General features: G+C 70.8%; 16 protein-coding genes. 5 read left to right on the top strand and 11 right to left on the bottom strand.

Annotated features, from left to right (window positions below):
* The first annotated feature begins 9 nt into the window (after nucleotides 1–9).
* From YWW_RS0109145 to YWW_RS0109135, 3 genes are all read left to right on the top strand, one after another.
* Nucleotides 10–408 (top strand): roadblock/LC7 domain-containing protein, encoded by a 399-nt coding sequence (locus tag YWW_RS0109145; protein WP_026925472.1) that lies wholly within the window; start codon nucleotides 10–12, stop codon nucleotides 406–408.
* A gap of 249 nt (nucleotides 409–657) precedes the next feature.
* Nucleotides 658–1038 carry a DUF742 domain-containing protein gene (locus tag YWW_RS0109140; protein WP_026929886.1) on the top strand — a complete coding sequence of 127 codons (381 nt, stop codon included), beginning with the start codon at nucleotides 658–660 and terminating at the stop codon, nucleotides 1036–1038.
* A 6-nt stretch (nucleotides 1039–1044) separates the two neighbouring features.
* Nucleotides 1045–1632, top strand: coding sequence for an ATP/GTP-binding protein (locus YWW_RS0109135; RefSeq protein ID WP_035698325.1), 588 nt, complete (start codon nucleotides 1045–1047; stop codon nucleotides 1630–1632).
* A gap of 175 nt (nucleotides 1633–1807) precedes the next feature.
* On the opposite strand, the gene YWW_RS29270 is transcribed toward YWW_RS0109135, so the two are convergent.
* The 4 genes from YWW_RS29270 to YWW_RS36850 form a co-directional block, all read right to left on the bottom strand.
* Entirely contained in the window at nucleotides 1808–2233 is a 426-nt protein-coding gene (locus YWW_RS29270; RefSeq protein ID WP_035698328.1) for a roadblock/LC7 domain-containing protein, read from the bottom strand.
* Nucleotides 2230–3810 (bottom strand): hypothetical protein, encoded by a 1581-nt coding sequence (locus YWW_RS0109125; RefSeq protein ID WP_026929884.1) that lies wholly within the window; start codon nucleotides 3808–3810, stop codon nucleotides 2230–2232. The genes YWW_RS29270 and YWW_RS0109125 overlap by 4 nt, the downstream gene beginning before the upstream one ends.
* A gap of 309 nt (nucleotides 3811–4119) precedes the next feature.
* On the bottom strand, nucleotides 4120–4947 hold the full coding sequence (locus tag YWW_RS0109120; protein ID WP_051325577.1) for a hypothetical protein: 828 nt from the start codon (nucleotides 4945–4947) through the stop codon (nucleotides 4120–4122).
* A 130-nt stretch (nucleotides 4948–5077) separates the two neighbouring features.
* Entirely contained in the window at nucleotides 5078–7882 is a 2805-nt protein-coding gene (locus YWW_RS36850) for a hypothetical protein (RefSeq protein WP_026929882.1), read from the bottom strand.
* 227 nt (nucleotides 7883–8109) lie between these two features.
* Here YWW_RS36850 and YWW_RS0109110 point away from each other — a divergent pair, with 227 nt between their 5' ends.
* A complete protein-coding gene (locus tag YWW_RS0109110) occupies nucleotides 8110–8559 on the top strand; it encodes a hypothetical protein (protein ID WP_026929881.1) in 450 nt (149 codons plus the stop codon).
* A 39-nt stretch (nucleotides 8560–8598) separates the two neighbouring features.
* On the opposite strand, the gene YWW_RS0109105 is transcribed toward YWW_RS0109110, so the two are convergent.
* Genes YWW_RS0109105 through deoC form a run of 3 tightly spaced genes read right to left on the bottom strand, consistent with a single transcriptional unit; the run spans nucleotide 8599 to nucleotide 11871 of the window.
* Complete coding sequence (locus YWW_RS0109105; RefSeq protein WP_026929880.1) at nucleotides 8599–9522, bottom strand: aldehyde dehydrogenase family protein; 924 nt, start codon at nucleotides 9520–9522, stop codon at nucleotides 8599–8601.
* Nucleotides 9515–10939, bottom strand: coding sequence for an aldehyde dehydrogenase family protein (locus YWW_RS0109100; protein ID WP_026929879.1), 1425 nt, complete (start codon nucleotides 10937–10939; stop codon nucleotides 9515–9517). The genes YWW_RS0109105 and YWW_RS0109100 overlap by 8 nt, the downstream gene beginning before the upstream one ends.
* Nucleotides 10940–10941: 2 nt before the next feature.
* Nucleotides 10942–11871, bottom strand: coding sequence for a deoxyribose-phosphate aldolase (gene deoC / locus YWW_RS0109095; RefSeq protein ID WP_245595383.1), 930 nt, complete (start codon nucleotides 11869–11871; stop codon nucleotides 10942–10944).
* Nucleotides 11872–11964: 93 nt separating this feature from the next.
* On the opposite strand from deoC, the gene upp reads away from it, so the two are divergent.
* A complete protein-coding gene (gene upp, locus YWW_RS0109090; RefSeq protein WP_026929877.1) occupies nucleotides 11965–12597 on the top strand; it encodes a uracil phosphoribosyltransferase in 633 nt (210 codons plus the stop codon).
* A gap of 43 nt (nucleotides 12598–12640) precedes the next feature.
* On the opposite strand, the gene YWW_RS0109085 is transcribed toward upp, so the two are convergent.
* The 4 genes from YWW_RS0109085 to YWW_RS36845 all read right to left on the bottom strand — a co-directional run bounded on the left by YWW_RS0109085 (nucleotide 12641) and on the right by YWW_RS36845 (nucleotide 17447).
* Nucleotides 12641–12934, bottom strand: a complete 294-nt coding sequence (locus YWW_RS0109085) for a hypothetical protein (protein ID WP_026929876.1) — start codon at nucleotides 12932–12934, stop codon at nucleotides 12641–12643.
* Between the two features lie 268 nt (nucleotides 12935–13202).
* Entirely contained in the window at nucleotides 13203–13487 is a 285-nt protein-coding gene (locus tag YWW_RS0109080) for a hypothetical protein (RefSeq protein ID WP_026929875.1), read from the bottom strand.
* A 196-nt stretch (nucleotides 13488–13683) separates the two neighbouring features.
* Nucleotides 13684–15360 (bottom strand): phospho-sugar mutase, encoded by a 1677-nt coding sequence (locus YWW_RS0109075; RefSeq protein WP_035704282.1) that lies wholly within the window; start codon nucleotides 15358–15360, stop codon nucleotides 13684–13686.
* A 56-nt stretch (nucleotides 15361–15416) separates the two neighbouring features.
* Nucleotides 15417–17447 carry a serine/threonine-protein kinase gene (locus tag YWW_RS36845; protein WP_081687317.1) on the bottom strand — a complete coding sequence of 677 codons (2031 nt, stop codon included), beginning with the start codon at nucleotides 17445–17447 and terminating at the stop codon, nucleotides 15417–15419.
* Nucleotides 17448–17459 lie beyond the last annotated feature (12 nt).

Raw genomic sequence — 17459 nt, 5'->3', positions numbered from 1 at the left:
GCGCAAACGATGAGCACTGGTGGAACTTCGGTCCAGGACTTGGGCTGGCTGCTGGCGGGCTTCGCCGAGCGCGTGCCCGGAGTGGCGCACGCCGTCGCGGTCAGCGCCGACGGTCTGCTGCTGGCGTCCTCACGGGACCTGCCGCGGGACCGGGCCGACCAGTTGTCGGCCGTCACCTCGGGTCTGGTGAGCCTCACTCAGGGGGCCTCGCGCTGCTTCGAAGGCGGCGCGGTGCTCCAGACGGTCGTCGAGATGGACCACGGATTCCTGTTCCTGATGTCCATCAGCGACGGATCCTCGTTCGCCGTACTGGCCTCGAAGAACTGCGATGTGGGCCAGGTCGGTTACGAGATGGCTCTGCTCGTGGACAGGGTCGGCCAGGCCCTGACCCCGTCGGCGCGCAGCTGACGGGCCGCGTGCCCCGCGCGCGGTTCCGCCCGGCGGCCGGCCCCGGCCGCGGACGGGTTTGGCGCGCGAGGCTCCGGCACGGTAGGCTCCACTTGCGGTTAGCAGCGCGAGTGGGACGAACTGAACAACCCCTCCGTCGTCCCCCCAGGCGACGGAACCGCTGTCGCCCCAGGCGGCGGTTTACGGAAAACTGACATGGCTGTCGATCGCCGGACTGTGGGATCCGGCGGCGGCGGTTGGAGGTGGATAATGGTCCTCGGTGGTGATGAGCCGACCGGCTCACTCGTCAGGCCGTATGCGGTCACGCGCGGCCGCACGCGACCCCAATTGGAGATCGCCCTTGAAGCGCTGGTCGAGACCACCGCACGCGGACGCTCGGGGCAGTTCCTCGGCGGACGCGAGCAGAAGGTGATCGTCGATCTCTGCGGTGGCAGGCTGCAGTCGCTGGCGGAGATCGCCGCCCGCATGGAAGTGCCCTTGGGCGTGGCGCGCGTGCTGGTCGCCGACATGGCGGCCGATGGCTTGTTGGCAGTGCACGAACCGACTGGATTCAGCGACGATCCCGGTGCCGATGAATCGGTCGGAACCGAACTCCTCGAGCGCGTTCTCAGTGGACTCAGGAGGCTTTAGACCCTAATGAACTCACCCGCAGACACCTCTCGCGTGACCTCTGCCAAGATCGTCATCGCCGGCGGCTTCGGCGTCGGCAAGACGACCTTGGTCGGTTCGGTCTCCGAGATCACTCCGTTGACGACCGAGGCGATCATGACCTCTGCCTCCGAAGGCGTCGACGACAACAACCTCGTGCCCGACAAGGCCACGACGACCGTGGCGATGGACTTCGGCCGCATCACGATCGACCAGGACCTGATCCTCTACCTGTTCGGCACGCCCGGCCAGACCAGGTTCTGGTTCATGTGGGACGAGCTGGTCCGCGGCGCGATCGGCGCCATCGTCCTGGTCGACACGCGCCGCCTGGCGGACTGCTTCTCGGTCATCGACTTCTTCGAGCACCGCAAGCTTCCGTACCTGGTGGCCGTCAACTGCTTCGACGGCAAGCAGCTGCACGACCTCCAGGACATCCGCGACGCGCTCCAGGTCTCCCAGGACGTGCCGCTGATGTACACCGACGCGCGCAACCGCGAGTCCACCAAGCAAGTCCTGATCAAGCTCGTCGAGTACGTCCTGTCGATGCGCCGCACCCGCACCGTCGGTGTCGGTTAGCGACGCAGCCGGGTAGAGACCCGGCCCGGGTGAGCCCACGGCTCCCGGCCTCCTGGGCCGAGCACTGACCCGGACCGGCGGACGAGAACAGGCGGCAAGTCTAGGCTGACCCGACCCACCTGGACCGATGTCGAAGGCCCCGAGGCGAAGCCTCGGGGCCTTCGACGCATGCTCGCTAGACGACCTTCGGGATCGACCCGGTGTTCGTCAGGGCCTCGTTCAGCAGCGGCCCCACCTGCATCGTGAACTGGCCCAGCTCGTAGCCCAGCTGCTCGCGGTCACACCGGGACACCGCGAGGAGCGTCAGGCAGATCTGGGGGCCCACCGGGGCGGCCAGGAGGACGCCCTCGGCCATCTCGACGATGACCTGCTGGGTGGGGCCGTGGTTCATCGCCCGGCCGGCGCCCTCGCCCATCGACAGCAGCCCCGAGCCGATGCCGGCCAGCTGGTCGGCGCGTTCCTTGGGGAGCCCTGAGGAGACCGCCAGGGGCAGCCCGTCCACGCTCACCAGCACGGCGTGCGAGAGCCCCGGGGTGCGGGCCACGAGCGAGCCCAGCAGCATGCTGAGCGAGCGCTCGTAGACGCCGAGGTTCGCGCTCATCGGCTCGCCATCCTCTCAGCCTGGCGGGACGCCATCGTGGCGCGCGGGCCGCCGCGGGCCCGCCCCCAGCCCTTGAAGTAGCCGGAGGTGTTCTGCGCCAGCAGCTCCGGGTCGCGCTCGATCGGCTCGTCGAAGCGGCCGACGTCGTCGGCGACCACGGAGCCGGGCACCAGGTTCGCCTGCGGTTTGCGCTTGGGCAGGCCGGAGGCGGTGGTGGCCTCCTCGGCTTCGGGGGCCTCGGTGACGTGGCGGGCGGTGCGCCAGCCGTCGTCGCCGGGCAGGCTCCAGCTCTCCGGTTCGGGCTCTTCGCTCTCGGGGCGTTTGAACCAGGCGCTCTTGGCCTGGCCGAAGATGAGCAGGCCGTCGTCGTCGCCGGCGAGGCTCGCGAGGTCCGACAGGTCTTCGAAGGTCTCCTCCTTGGGCTGCCACGGGTGGCGGCGTCCTTCGAGGACCGGTTCGGACTGGGGGAGTTCGGCGGGCTCTGAGCGGCGGCGCCGGATGCTGCGCGTCGTCGAGCCGTCGTGCTCGACGGGCGGCTCGTCTGGAAGGACCTGCGTGGCCTCGAGGTCGGGTTGGACGATGGAGTGGAGCTGCGAGGCCGGGTCGAGGGCGCGCAGGCTCTCGCGGTCGGGGAGGTCGCCGGGGAGCCGCACTGTTCGATGGGTGTCGGTCCGGTGGGTGTCGACCAGGCGGGTCTCGGCCTGCTGGGGCTCGACCTCCGGGGGCTCCGCGGAGCGCCTCCTGCGCCTGCTCTCGGTGCGTTCGAGCGCCGGGGCGGCCTGGACCTCGGGTCGGGGCCGTTTGGCCTGGAGGAGCCCGATCAGGCCTTCCAGTGAGCGGTCCCAGGCGGAGACGGCCTCGGCGGTGGAGGACACGGACGGCGCGACCGAGGGGTCGTCGCCGCCGCCGATCTCGCGGATCGCCTCGGTCAGGGCTCCGGCCATCGCCGCCACCTGGCCGGGGTCGGCCACGGTCGCCAGGTCGGCGGCCAGTTCCTCGGTGGAGATCGACTGGAGCGCGCCGGGCTGGGGCAGGCGGGTGAGGATCGCGACGGCGTTGGCCTCGCTCGGGTCGTCCCAGGCGGCCAGGGCCGCGGGGAAGACGGCGCGGAGCAGGCAGGTGAGGGCCTCGGCGGCGTCGTGGCGGGCGCGGGAGGCGGCCGAGACGGTGTCGAGGATGGGGCGCAGGGAGGCGACCTCGCTGCGAGGGGCGAAGGGTTGGGCGCATTGGATCTCGCCGGTGGCCAGGCCGCGGGCGAGGGCGATGGCGTCGTCGAGGGCGTCTTTGGAGCGGGCGGCGGGGCTGGAGGCCTGGACGACGAGGTGTCCGGCGGCGGCGGCGAACTCGGCGAGCTGGCCGACCTCGCCGTCGACGGCGATGGAGAGCGGGGAGCCTTGGGTCTGGCGGGCGAGCAGGCCGGCGAATCGGACCCAGCCGCGCGGATCGTCGCCGAAGGTGTCGGCGGCGAGCAGGCCGCCTCCGGCGACGACGAGGGCGACGGCGCACATGGTGTCGCTGTGGCCCGACGGGGTCCCGTCGGACTGCTGGTCCGTGGTGATGCCGCAGAAAACTTGCACCCGCAGAGCTCCTCTCGTAGGGCGAGTCCGCGCGGACACCAACCCTGTCGGCGTGGACTTTCGCCCGGCCCGTTTATAAGTCCGTTATCAGTTTTGCGCAGAATACTCTGATCCGCAAGCCGGAGGCGAGTGCGGGTCATCATAGGAATTGCGGGTATAGCACGCAAAACCGTCAGGCGGCGGGCTTATGGATTTGTGCGAGTCCTTTATGGAATTACTGAGTGATGTCGAGTCGTGACCGGATCGGCACCGTGGCTCGCTCGGCGCCTCGAAGGGGTCGGAGGAGGAGTCGGGGGAGGGGTGGCGCCGCTACTCGGCCTCACCGCGCCAGTCCACGGCACCGTTGATCTTGGCGATGACGCCCCGCCAGGCGATCGCCGCCTGCTCGGCGCCGGTCTTGCGGAGGCGGCGCTTGGCGAGCATGCCTCGCATCCCGCCGTCCACAATGACGCGGAAGGCCTCGTCCATGTCGTCCAAGGGGGAACCGGGCGCGAGCGCGCTGACGACCGACTCGAGACGCAGTGCATAGCCGAGGTCGCGGCCGATCTCGGCGGCCTTGATGAGCAGCTCGGGCTCCCACGAGTCGTGACCGCCGCGCAGATTCGCGGTCACCAGGTCCAATTCATAAGTGTCGTCTTCGTCACATGCAATGGCGCTGGTGGAAATGCGTTTCTGGAGGTCGGCGTATTCCTCGATGACCGCCAGATCGTTGTCGTCCGACTCCTTGACGTAGCGCACCAGTGACTCGGTGTCGCGGAACAGCAGTAGTTTTCCCTTGCGGGTGAGGAAGAGCGGGACCTCCTCGGGGACGGCGTCGAGCGCGTCGAGTTCTTCCTCCTCGTCGAGGAAGTCCGATTCGGGCGGCGCCTCGTGGTCCTCGTCCTCGGGGTTCTCGGCGACGTCGGGCTGCGCTTCGCGCTCGGGCCGCTCCTTGAGCTCGACGACCTCTTCCTCCTGCTCGGCGTCCTCGGCGGGGCCCGAGGCGGGAGCTGCGGGGAGGGTGTCGGACATGCGGTAGGCGCGCAGGGTGTACCCCGAGTCCTTGCCCAGGTGGATCTCCACCGGGTCGACACTGGTCTCGTTCCAGAGCTTGTCGGCCTCGGCGCTCCGGGCCCGATCGTCGGATGCGGCTGCCATGTCGCGTTCCTCCCGTAGTCGTCGGCTGTGCAACAGCCTACGACCACAGCTCACGCGTGTCGGAAGCCGCCCCTGGGGGCCGCTCTCGCGCCGGACGGCCGACGGCGCGAGAGCGGTGCCGCGCGGTGCCTCAACAGGCGGAGTCCGCGATCACCGTCGGATCGAAGAACTCGTTGGTGTAGCAGCCGTCGCTGAAGTAGCCCTTGTTGCCGACCGCGATGACGCGGATGCCGCTCAACTCGCCGTCCGGGCCTCCGAACTGCGGCACCGACAGGTAAAAGAGGTGCTCGCCTTGCGCCACCTGTCGGCGAGCGAACCGCTCTATACCGTTTCGCATCGCCTGATTGGTCCCCCAGAAGCAGGTGACCAGGTTGCCGAGATCGGCCTCGGTGCTGCCGTACCCACCGAGCTCCCTGGCGACCAGGTGACAGCGGTGGTAGATGACGGATTTCGATTCGGCGGCCAGACCGCTTTCGTCCTTGGGCCAGTCCCACAGGACGAATTGGCCTGCGGGCGTGCCCTTCCGCAGCGGTTTGCACAGATATGCGGAGGCGAAGACCGCTTTCGGGCCGTCGTGATAATTCGGGCTGCTGGCGGGTTCGTCGGTTTTGACGCCGCCGTCGGTGTAGGTCGGTGTGCAGTCGCGCTCGGGATCGCGCCAGTTGATCGCGGTGATCTGATCGTCCGGGCTCAGCGTGACGAGGTTCTTGGCGGCCAGCTCGGTGAGGACCGGCTTTTCGAGCCCCATGCCGTTGAGCCGTTCGATGATCTCCTGCGTGCTCGGCGCCGAGGCCAGAGCGCACAGGGAGGAGAGCGGCCACTGGTGAGTGCCGGTGCCGTTGACCAGGGTGAGACTTTCGAAGGCGGGGTCGCCGCCGTCGCAGATGAGACCGGTCGCCGGTTGCAGCCACGCCTCCAGCTCGGGACTCGTCGCCGTCCACAGGCTTCGGTCGGTGCGCGGTATGACCAGCCGTGCGTACACGGTGCAGCCCTCGGCCTGTTCGGCGGCGTTCGCGATCGCCCGGGCGATGCCGGCGGCCGGATCCGCATCCGGTACGGCGGTGATGCCGGTGCATCTGGTCGGCTGCTCTTCGGGGTAGTCGCTGACGACCACCGCGTCCATCGGGGCCGCCGCCTCGGCCGGGATCTCGGCCGGAAGATCGGTCGGGAGGTAGGTGAGCGACACGGTCGGGGCGGCCGGGTTCGCCAGCTCTTCGACCGCGGTGGTGATGCCCGGCAGGTAGGCGGGGAGCTCGACCGGGTCGACGCTCGCCAGCTGCTGCGAGACCGCGCCCCACGAGGTGAAGCGGTCACCGGCGGCGGCGAGGCGCTGGACGAGCGGGATCTCGGAGTAGTTCCCGTGCGCGGGGTCCGCCTCCACGGCCTGTTCGGCCGCCGTCAGCGTGTCGTCGACGGGAGTCTCGGCGTCGAGCATCCGGTGCATGGCCTCGACCATCGTGGTCTTCGCGGCTTCGGCGAGCGGGGCCAGCACCCGGTCGAGCGCGGGCTGCTGCTCCGGGCCGCCGAGCTTCTCGACCAGCGAGTTGTACCGCTCCGGAGTGGAACCGCCGATCTCGGGCGAGTAGATCGAGACCAGCACCTGCGCGGTCCCGGTGCTCGTCTGGCCGGGGGCGGGCGTTGGCGCCGGGTTGGGGATGCTCTTGGTCGGCGTGGTCTCCGACTTGCCGGGATCGATGGGGCCGAGCACGTCGGTCACCGGGGACAGTCCGGGGATGACGCTCATGGTGACCTGCGCGGTGCCCGGCCCGTCGCCGACGTTGGTGACGGTCGCCGAGACCGGGCAGGTCGGCGTCGTGCAGTACGGGGCGTTGATGACGGCGGTGAACTCGGGCGCGGTCACGGGGAAGTCGGTGAGCGGCGGCAGCGGCTGCGCCTCGGCGGGGGCCTCGGTGGCCTCGGTCGAGCCGGGATCGGCGTTCTGGCCGTTGAACGTGCGGCCGGTCTCCTCCCGGACGCGCTGCTTGACCTCTTGACCGCCGGGTATGACGTCCTTGAGCACGATGTTGCCGAGGTCGGTGGCGACGGCCTGCGCGCGAACGGTGTCGACCGGTTCGCCGTCCCAGATCGAGGGGGCGGCCTCCTCGGTCTCGCCGGTGGCGTCCGGCGCGGCGGCGGTGTGGAACAGCTCGGAGTCGAGCGGGCCCGACAGGGACAGCAGCTCGCTCGGGTGGGCGTCCGTGCGGACCAGGGTCCAGTCCCGCCATGTCGTCGCGACCACCGGCACGCCTTGGGACATGGTCATGTCCGCGTCGACGGTCCCTTGCTCGCCGATCGCTCGTATGAGCTCCGCCAGGGACGTCGGGTCGAATTCGGCGGCCGGGTCGATCGGCAGCGCCGTCCCGGCGTCCGGCTGCACCCACTGGTCTTTGACGGCTCCGGACTGGGAGGGCGCTCGACGCTGCCACCAGGCCTCGTCGCCCAGGACCGCGGACCCGTCGGGCGTGGTGTGGACGGTGGCGGCGCCGGCGAACTGGTCGAGCACGGTGCCGGTGGCGTGGCCGTCGTCGGTGATGGTGAACCGCCCGGTGGACTCCGTGCCGTCGGGCGCGGTGTAGGTGTAGCTCAGTTCGATCGCCGGGGCGCCGGCGATGGCGGCGGCCGGGTCGCTGGAGAGCTCGCCGACGTCCGGCTGCGACGACACGACGACGAAGACGGCCGCGACCGCGGCGACGGTGACGATGGTCGTGTAGGCGGCCCAGAACCAGAGCCGTCCCCGCGAGCGGGCGGCGGTGGGCGGCGGGACCGGTCGGGGCCACTGGGGAGCAGGCCACTGGGAAGCCGCGAGCGGCCACGGCCCGGCACCGGGTCCGGATCCGCCGGGATCGCCAGGGCCGCCGGAGCCGCCTGAATGACCGGGGTCGCCGGGTCCGCCGGGATTGCCTGGGCTGCCAGTGCCGTGATCGGGGGTGTCCACAGGAACGTCCTTCCGGGAGCGTCGAATCGTTCACGACGATGTTGAACAGCCCGGTCATGGAACCATCCCTGCTCGGTCACCGACTCGGTACAGGCATGCCGCAGCCGTCCCGCCGGCCTGCCCGCCGCCCTCGCTCTTCCGTCGGTCGACACCGAGGCGCTGATACGAACTTCCGGACCGCTGTAACATCCGGACCGACAGCAACCCCGTCGCAGGAAGAGGGAGCGATGCCGAGCACTACGCCTGAGCAGCGCGAACAGCTCAAGGCATTCGCAACCGGTGACATCGACCGAGCGCAAGAGCTCAGCGATGCCCTCCCGGATCGGGACTGGGGCGGCTACCGCCTGCTTCACGCAGCCCTCTTCGCCGTGCTGCTGGACGACCACTTCCGAGGAGACCTCACGCCGCAGTCCATCGCGGCGTTCGTGGACAGGATCCGCCGTGACTACAAAGCGGCCGGTATCTCGTTCGACTCCTGGACCGTCGAAGGCGTCCTCCGGGCGACCGCCGGAGAGGAGCACCTCTTCGAGCGCTTCTCAAGTGAGGACGTCCTGTCCACTCAGGCGATCGTGGTCGGAAGGCTGACCAGCTACGACCCGAACATCTCAGGCAACATCGACGCGTTCCTCGACGCCGCCGAAGCGCTCGTCGCCAAATGGGAGCAGGGAGACCGGTAGCCCGAAGGCCCGGGGCCCGGCTCGTGGCCGGGCGGCCTCCTAGTAGCCGCCTCCGACGCCGGCGGCCATCCCCGCCGGGTGCCACACCGTCTTGTACTCCACCCAGCGGCGCACCCGGTCCAGCGAGGAGCCGCCCGCGCCGGGGCGGCGCACCACCTTGAGCGTCCCGGCCGCCGCGGCCTCCAGTTCGGCCGCGAGCGCCTCGTCCCCGACGCCGCCGAGGTCGACGCCGTTGACGTCGGCGTGGCTCGCCAGGTGCGGCGCGATCTCGGCGACCTTGCCGCTCAAGAGGTTCACCACCCCGCCGGGCAGGTCCGAGGTCGCCAGGACCTCGGCGAAGCTCATCGCGGGCAGCGGCCGGTCCTCGCTGGCGACGACCACCGCGGTGTTGCCGGTCGCGACGACCGGGGCGACCGCCTCGACGAGGCCCAGCAGCGGGTCGTCCTGCGGGGCGACGACGGCGACGACGCCGAGCGGCTCGGGCTTGGTGTGGTTGAAGTATGGCCCGGCCACCGGGTTCGCGCCGCCGAGCACCGAGGCGACCTTGTCGGTCCAGCCCGCGTAGTGCACGAGGCGGTCGACCGCCGCCTCGACGGTGCCGAGCGCCGCGTGCGGCTCGGCGCCGGTGGCCTCGGCCAGCTCCTCGGCGAACTGCCCGGCCCGGCCCTCCAGCATCTCGGCGGCCCGGTAGAGGATCTGCCCCCGCAGGTAGGCGGTCTGGCCCGCCCACGGCCGCTGCGCCTTGCGGGCGGCGGCGACGGCGTCGCGGGCGTCCTTGCGGCTGGCCAGGGCCGCGTTCGCCAGCTCGGCGCCGTCCGGACCGGTCACGGCGTAGCTCCTTCCGGATTCCGAACGGGGGAACTTCCCGCCCACGTACAGCTTGTAGGTCTTCTTGACGCGCAGGCGCGCGGGAGCGGCGGCGCGCTTGGACCCGGTGCGCTTCGGCTTGCTCTGCTCAGACATTCAGGTACGCCTCCAGCCCCTGGCGGCCGCCCTCGCGGCCGTAACCGGACTCCTTCAGGCCGCCGAAGGGGCTGGCCGCATCGAACCGATTGAACGTGTTGGCCCACACCACGCCCGCGCGCAGCCGCTCGGCCGTCCACAGGATCTTCGAGCCCTGCTCGGTCCACACCCCGGCCGACAGGCCGTACGGAGTGTTGTTGGCCTTGGCGATCGCCTCGTCGGGGGTGCGGAAGGTCAGCACCGACAGCACCGGCCCGAAGATCTCCTCGCGGGCGATGCGCATCGACTGCTGGACACCGGTGAAGACGGTGGGCCGGAACCAGAAGCCGCGCTCGGGCAGCTCGCACTCCGGCTGCCAGGCCTCGGCGCCGTCGGCCGCGCCGGTCTCGGCGAGCGCCTCGATGCGCGTCAGCTGCTCGGCGGAGTTGATCGCGCCGACGTCGGTGTTCTTGTCGAGCGGGTCGCCCACGCGCAGCGTCGCCACGCGGTCCTTGAGGCGCTCCAGGACGTCCTCGGCGATCGACTCCTGCACCAGCAGACGCGAACCGGCGCAGCACACGTGCCCCTGGTTGAAGAAGATGCCGTTGACGACACCCTCGACGGCCTGGTCGATCGGCGCGTCGTCGTAGACGATGTTGGCGGCCTTGCCGCCCAGCTCCAGCGTGAGCCGCTTCTTCGAGCCGGCGACGGCCTTCGCGATGGAGCGGCCCACGGCCGTCGAACCGGTGAAGGCGATCTTGTCCACAGGGCTGTGGACGAGCGCTGCTCCGGTGGCGCCCGCGCCGGGCAGGATGTTCACCACGCCCGGCGGCAGCTCGGCCTCCTGGCACAGCTCGGCGAACATGAGCGCGGTCAGCGGCGTGGTCTCGGCGGGCTTGAGGACCGTCGTGTTGCCGCAGGCGAGCGCCGGGGCGATCTTCCAGGCGAGCATGAGCAGCGGGAAGTTCCACGGGATGACCTGCCCGACCACGCCCAGCGGCCGCGGATCGGGACCGAGCCCGGCGTAGTCGAGCTTGTCGGCCCACCCGGCGTGGTAGAAGAAGTGCTGGGCCGCGGTCGGGACGTCGAAGTCGCGGGTCTCCTTGATCGGCTTGCCGTTGTCGATCGACTCGGCGACGGCGAACTCCCGCGAGCGCTCCTGGAGGAGCCGGGCGATGCGGAACAGGTACTTGCCGCGCTCGGCGCCGCTCATCGGCCCCCACACGGTCTCGAAGGCGCGGCGGGCCGCGGCGACGGCCGAGGCCACGTCGGCCTCGCCCGCCTCGGCGACCGTGAACAGGGTCTCCTCGGTGGCGGGGTTGACGGATTTGAACGTCGATCCGTCCTCGGCGTCGACGAACTTCCCGTCCACGAACAGGCCGTAGTGCTCCCGGATGTCGGGCCGGACCGCCTCGGGGGCCGGCGAGTACTCGAACATCGTCAATCCACCGTCACATAGTCGGGACCGGAGTAGTGGCCGGTCGTGAGCTTCTGGCGCTGCATGAGCAGGTCGTTGAGCAGGCTGGAGGCGCCGAAGCGGAACCAGTGCGGCGAGAGCCAGTCCTCGCCGAGGACCTCGTTGACGCACACCAGGTACTTGATCGCGTCCTTGGTGGTGCGGATGCCGCCCGCCGGTTTGACGCCGACCTGGACGCCGGTGGCGGCGCGGAAGTCGCGCACGGCCTGCATCATCAGCAGCGTGACCGGCAGGGTGGCGTTCACGCCGACCTTGCCGGTGGAGGTCTTGATGAAGTCGGCGCCCGCGTGCATCGCCAGGTGCGAGGCGCGGCGGACGTTGTCGTAGGTGACCAGCTCGCCGGTCTCGAGGATGACCTTGAGGCGGGCCTCGCCGCAGGCGGCCTTGACGGCCCTGATCTCGTCGAAGACCCGCTCCAGGTCCCCGGCGAGGAAGGCGCCGCGGTTGACGACCATGTCGACCTCGTCGGCCCCGGCGGCGACGGCCGCCTCGGTGTCGGCGAGTCTGACGTCGAGCGGGACCTGCCCGGCGGGGAAGCCGGTGGCGACGGAGGCGACCTTGACGCCCGAGCCCTTGAGGGCCTCGGCCGCGGTGGCGGCCATCGCCGGGTAGACGCACACCGCCGCGACCGGCGGGGCGTCGCCGTCGGGACGGACCGCCTTGGCGCACAGCGTCCGGACCTTGCCCGGCGTGTCCGCGCCTTCGAGGGTGGTGAGGTCGATCATGCCGATGGCCAGGTCGATCGCGTGCGCCTTCGACTCCTTCTTGATCGAGCGGGTGCCCAGGCCGGCCGCTCGCGCCTCGAGGCCGACGGCGTCCACGCCCGGCAGGGAGCGCGCGAACGCGACGGCCTCGGCGCCGCTCAGAATTGATCCCATGACCCGATCACTCATAACCCCATGATATCCGTCCCCGCGATTCGCGTCGCCTTCGTGTGCCGACCAGCTCACATTAGCTCGGAGGCCCGGCCGTTAAGGTTGGGAACCGTGGATGTACAGATCGTCGAGCACCCGCTCGTCGCCGCGAGGCTCACCGCCATGCGCGACGAGCGGTCCGACTCCCCCCGGTTCAGGGCCGCGCTGCACGAGCTCACCAGCATGCTCGTCTACGAGGCCACCCGCGACGTCGCCGTCGCCGAGTACGCGATCCGCACTCCGGTGGCCCCCGCGAAGGGCTACAGGCTGGCCAATCCGCCGGTGCTGGTGCCGGTGCTGCGAGCGGGCCTCGGCATGGCCGACGCGGCGCTGGCGATGATCCCGGACGCCTCGATGGGCTTCGTCGGGCTCGCCCGCGACGAGGAGACCCACGAGCCGTACGCCTACATGGAGTCGCTGCCCGACGACCTGTCCGAGCGGCACGTGATCGTGCTCGACCCGATGGTCGCCACCGGCGGCTCGCTGCTGCGCTGCTGCGAGATGATCGCCTCGCGGGCCTGCACCGACATCACCGTGGTGTGCGTGCTCGCCGCCCCCGAGGGCATCGAGCGGCTGAGCGCCTCTGGCATAACGATGCGCATGACCACCGCCGCGGTCGACCCCGGCCTGAACGAGAGCGCCTACATCGTCCCCGGCCTCGGCGACGCCGGAGACCGCCAATTCGGCGCCTATCGCCGCTTCTGAGCAGACGGCGCGGGGGCGGGCGTCCGCCCCCGCGCCGTTCCGATCAGTCCGATCGCGGCCATTCCGCGAGGTCATTGATGTCGAACCCGAAGATCTCCTCCAGGCTGTCGGCATTCGGAACTACGGACCGCCATTCCCGCACCTGGTCGAGGTCCCCGCAGCCCTTGATGTAGCGCCAGCCCCTGTCGGTGGCCCCGAGTCGCCGGGCCATGAGCTGCAGGTCCAAGAGCTCCTGCTCCGCGTACAGCCGAGCCTCCTCCTCGGTTCCTCTGGAGCTGAGCCGGAAGCCTTCGAGGAAGCCGTCCGTCCAATCCGCCTGCCAGATCCTGTCCCCCATGCAGCCATCCACTCGGGAACGGGGGGAAGTTCGGGCAGGTCGTTCAGTTCGGTGGACAGGTCGGCACCTATATCCGTGGCGTAGGCCTTGTCCAGCAGCCGTTCCAGCCGCTCCAGATCCTCGCAGAGGTTGACGCGTCGCCGCTGCTCTGAAGTGGTCGCCACCGAACGGGCGTCGAGACCTTCGAGCAGCCGTTTCCTGGTGCGCTTGAGGTCGCTTTTCCGTTGGAGGCTCTGGTAATAGAGCTCGTGGTAGGGATACCCGCCCATCAGCGGAAGACGTCGACGCCGGAGGCGGCGGTGACTGCATTGGCAAGCCACGTCTCGAGCTGGTCGAGGTCCTCGCAGGATTCGATCCGCTCGCGCTGCACGGGCGTTACTCCCAGGGAGCGTTTGCTGAGCACCACCAGCAATGACTTCCGGGCCTCCCGCAGGCTGCCCTCGTTACGGCCCTCTTCACGGAGGCTGTCCGCCCAGACCGAGTGGTACTTGTACGGGGTCTTCGCCATGATCGTCTCCAAGATCTTCGCGGAATCGCCCTGCAACGCCTTCAAGACGATATTGAGGCGGCGTCCCGCTTCCTCCTCTTTGATTCTAGATTTGCCATCAGCGGTGATCGGTTGACAGCGGGGCTAACTCGTTCGTATGAGGAAAAGTGATGGCAAATCGGCAAAATATGCGAGCAGTCACATTCACGTGAAAGAAACGGGCCGAGCGCTAACGCGCTCGGCCCGTTTCGGTGTTCGTGTGCTAGTGCGGGACGCCCAGGAGGCCCGCCACCTCCGCTCTCAATGCCGCCAGGGACGCCCTTGCGCGTTCCCTCGCCGCTTCCAGATCGTCCCCGGCGTCTTCTCGGACCTCCAGGTAGGCCTTCAGCTTCGGCTCGGTGCCGCTCGGGCGGGCCACGACCCTGGCGTTCGCAGTACTGATCGTGACCACGTCGGCGTCCGGCAGCCGGTCGACCCACTCGGTCACCGGCTCGTCCAGCAGCTCCGCGGGTCGCGTGGCCCGCAGGCGCTTCATGCACGCGTCGATCTCGCTCAAGTCCTCCACGCGGATCGAGAGCTGCCCCGTCTCGTACACCCCGAACTCCTCGGCCAGCTCGTCGAGGCGGTCGGCCAGCGTCGACAGCTTCGCCGCCTGCCCCGCCGCGATCTCCGACACCACCAGCGCCGCCGAGATCCCGTCCTTGTCGCGCAGGAACTCCGGCGCCACGCAGTAGCCCAAGGCCTCCTCGAAGGCGAACGCCAGATCCGCCCCGGCTCTCGCCAGCCATTTGAAGCCGGTGAGGGTCTCCTCGTAGCCGAAGCCGCGCGCCTTGCACATGGCCTGCAACTGCGTCGTGGAGACGATCGTCGTCGCGTACGTCCCACTGTGGCCCTTGCGCATCCAGTGGTCGGCCAGCAGCACGCCCACTTCGTTGCCGGTCAGCTGCCGCCACGTGCCGTCGCCGGTCGGCACGGCCACCGAGCAGCGGTCGGCGTCCGGGTCGAGCGCGATCGCCACGTCAGCGCCCTCCTCGGCTGCGAGGGCCTTCAACAGGTCGATCGCGCCGGGCTCCTCGGGGTTCGGGAAGGCCACCGTCGGGAAGTCCGGGTCCGGCTCGGCCTGCTCGCCCACCAGCACCGGCGCCCGGAAACCGGCCCTCTCCATGGCCCGCACCAGCGTCCGCCCGCCCACGCCGTGCATCGGCGTGGCGACCGACGCGAGGCGCTTCGGGTCGTCCGGGTCCACCACGGAGGCGACCGCGGCCAGGTACTGCTCGACGATGTCCTCGCCGAGGACCTCGCCGTCGTCGCCGAGCGGGATCTCCGAGAGCGGCCCGAGCGAGGCGATCGCGGCCTCGATCTCGGTGTCGGCGGGCGGCACGATCTGCGCGCCCGCCCCGAGCTCGCCGCCCAGAGCCCGCCCCAGGTAGACCTTGTAGCCGTTGTCCTGCGGCGGGTTGTGGCTGGCGGTCACCTGCACCGCCGCGGCGGCCGCGAGCCTGGTCACCGCGAACGCGGTCACCGGCGTCGGCAGCGGCCCCGGCATGACCAGGGCGACGCGCCCCGAGCCGGTGACGACGCGCGCGGTCTCGACGGCGAACTCGCGGCTGCGGTGCCGCGCGTCGTAGCCGACGACGACCGGGCCCGGTTCGCCCTTCGCGTCGAGCCAGCGCACGAGCCCCGCCGCGGCGGCGCGGACCACCGCCCGGTTCATGCCGTTCGGGCCCGCCCGCAAGGGGCCCCGCAGCCCGGCGGTGCCGAAGCGGAGCCGGCCGGCGAAGCGGTCGGCCAGTTCGGCCTCGGACGCGGGGAGCGCGTCGAGCAGCCGGTAGAGCTCGTCGCGGTCGCTCTTGTCGGGGTCGTCGGTGATCCAGGTGAGCGCCTCGGCGCGCAGCGCGTCGAGATCGCCGGTCAGTTCACGTGTCTGCGAGGACTCCATGCCGAAATCCTCGCACACCCGGTGCGCCCGGGGCGCCTGTTGCGCACGGTGCGGCATCACCCGGTCTGGAACGACCGCATCGCCTCGTCGTAGACCTGCTGCGACAGCTCCCAGGAGTCGGCGGGCCCGGCGATGAAGACGCCGAAGGCGGTCCCGTCCCCGGCGTCCACGATGGCCCAGATGGAGTGCCGCTCGGCGCCCGATTCGATGTCGGTGCCGGTGTACTCGAGGACGGCGCCGCTCATCCCGCCGAACTCGACGTCTTCGAGCCGCAGCTGCTCGAGGTCGGTGGTGTCGTCCAGGCCGTTCTCGTAGAAGTCGGCGAGGTAGCCCTCGGGGTCGCCCGCGCCGCGGTCGGAGCCGGAGTAGAACCGCACCCACTGGGTGTCGTCCTCGGTGTTGAAGTAGGTGACGAAGTCGTCCTGCGCCAAGCCTTCGCCCCATGTGGACGGATAGTTGACGCTGAAGCCGTCGCCCTCGTGGGCCGCGGTCTCGAAGCTCGGCTCGGTGCTCGTGTCCTCGCCGCCGCCCTCGTCGGGGGCGCCGCTCTCGGCGGGCGCCTCCTCGGTGGCCTGGCCGGGGTCCTCGGCGGCGGTGCCGCCGTCGTCGCCGCCGAACTGCCAGCGGTACACCAGGTAGCCCAGTCCGAGGACGACGACCAGGCACACCGCCGCGATCGCGATCTTCTTGCCGGTGCCGGTGCCGCCGGTGCCGGGCCGCTCCCGCGGGGCCTCCTCGGGCTCGCGCGCGGGCGGCCGCGGCCGCTCCGGCGAGGCGACCTCCCGGTAGCCGCTGGTCGGCTCGTTGATGCGCGGCGGCGCGCTCCCGGCGGGCATGGGACCGGTGTTGCCCGCGAGAGGCCCGGCGAGCAGCCCGGCCAGCTCCTGGCGGACCTGCGCGAGCGGGTACCGCTGCTGCGGCTCCTTGGCGAGCATCCCGCCGAGCAGCGCCGTGAGCGGCCCGGCGTGGCGGGGGCTCTCGGGCGGGTCTTGGACGACGGCGCGCATCGTCGAGACCGCGTCGCCGCGGTCGAACGGCGGGCGGCCCTCGACGGCCGCGTACAGCGTCACGCCGAGGCTGAAGACGTCGCTGGCCGGCTCGGCCGGCTGCCCCACGGCCCGCTCGGGCGCGATGTAGTGGGCCGAGCCGAGGACCTTGCCGGGCGTGGTGCCGCCGGAGGCCTGGTTCATCTGGGCCGCGCCGAAGTCGGACAGGACGCAGCGGCCGTCGACGGAGATGAGGACGTTGCCGGGCTTGACGTCGCGGTGGATGATCCCCGCCTCGTGCGCGGCCTGGAGCGCGCCGACTAGGGCCAGGCCGATCTTCGCGGCGACGCGCGGCGGCAGCGGCCCGTCGGCGGTGAGGATCTCGGCGAGGCTGCGGGCCTGGAGCAGCTCCATGACGATCCACGGCAGCCCGCCGTGCTCGACGACGTCGAAGACGCGGATGACCGAGGGGTGGGACAGCGTGGCGGCGATCTGCGCCTCGCGCCTGGACCGCTCGATGAGCTGCTCGCGCTCGCCCGGCGGCAGGTCCGGCGGCAGGAACACCTCTTTGAGCGCGACCTCGCGCCGCAGCACCGTGTCGTCGGCCCGCCACACCGAGCCGTTGCCGCCCTTGCCGACGAGGTCGATGAGCCGGTACCGGTCGCCGACCGTGTCGCCGGGGGAGGCGTGGTGGCCGCCGGGGCTGTTGTAGCCGAAGGACGACTGGGCCTGGCGGCCGTAGTCGTCCTCGCCGACGGCGAAGCTCTGCCCGTAGTTGCCGTGACCGCCGCTGTCGCCGCCGTAGGAGCGCTGCTGTCGGTAGGCGCCCGAGCCGCCGCCGTACGGGTCCCGGTTGTAGGAGCCGCCGTCGTGGGAAGCACTGCTGTGGGAAGCGCTGTCGTAGGCGGCGTTGTCGACGAAGCGGCCGCCGGGGGAGCGGTGCGGCTCTGACGGGGCCGCGCCGTATGATGAGTCGGCGTCGCCCGAGACGCCATAGGCCTCAGCGGGATCAGGGGAGTACCGCCGGGGCGGCACGCGCCCGGAGCGGGGGTCCTCCCAAGCATTGGGACCGCCGCGTCCGTAGTCTGCTGAATACGTCATTCGGCAACTCCT

Source organism: Glycomyces tenuis DSM 44171 (assembly GCF_000427885.1).
Classification (GTDB): domain Bacteria; phylum Actinomycetota; class Actinomycetes; order Mycobacteriales; family Micromonosporaceae; genus Glycomyces; species Glycomyces tenuis.
The sequence above is the reverse complement of the archived record's forward strand: the minus strand, read 5'-3'. Positions and strand labels throughout refer to the sequence as shown.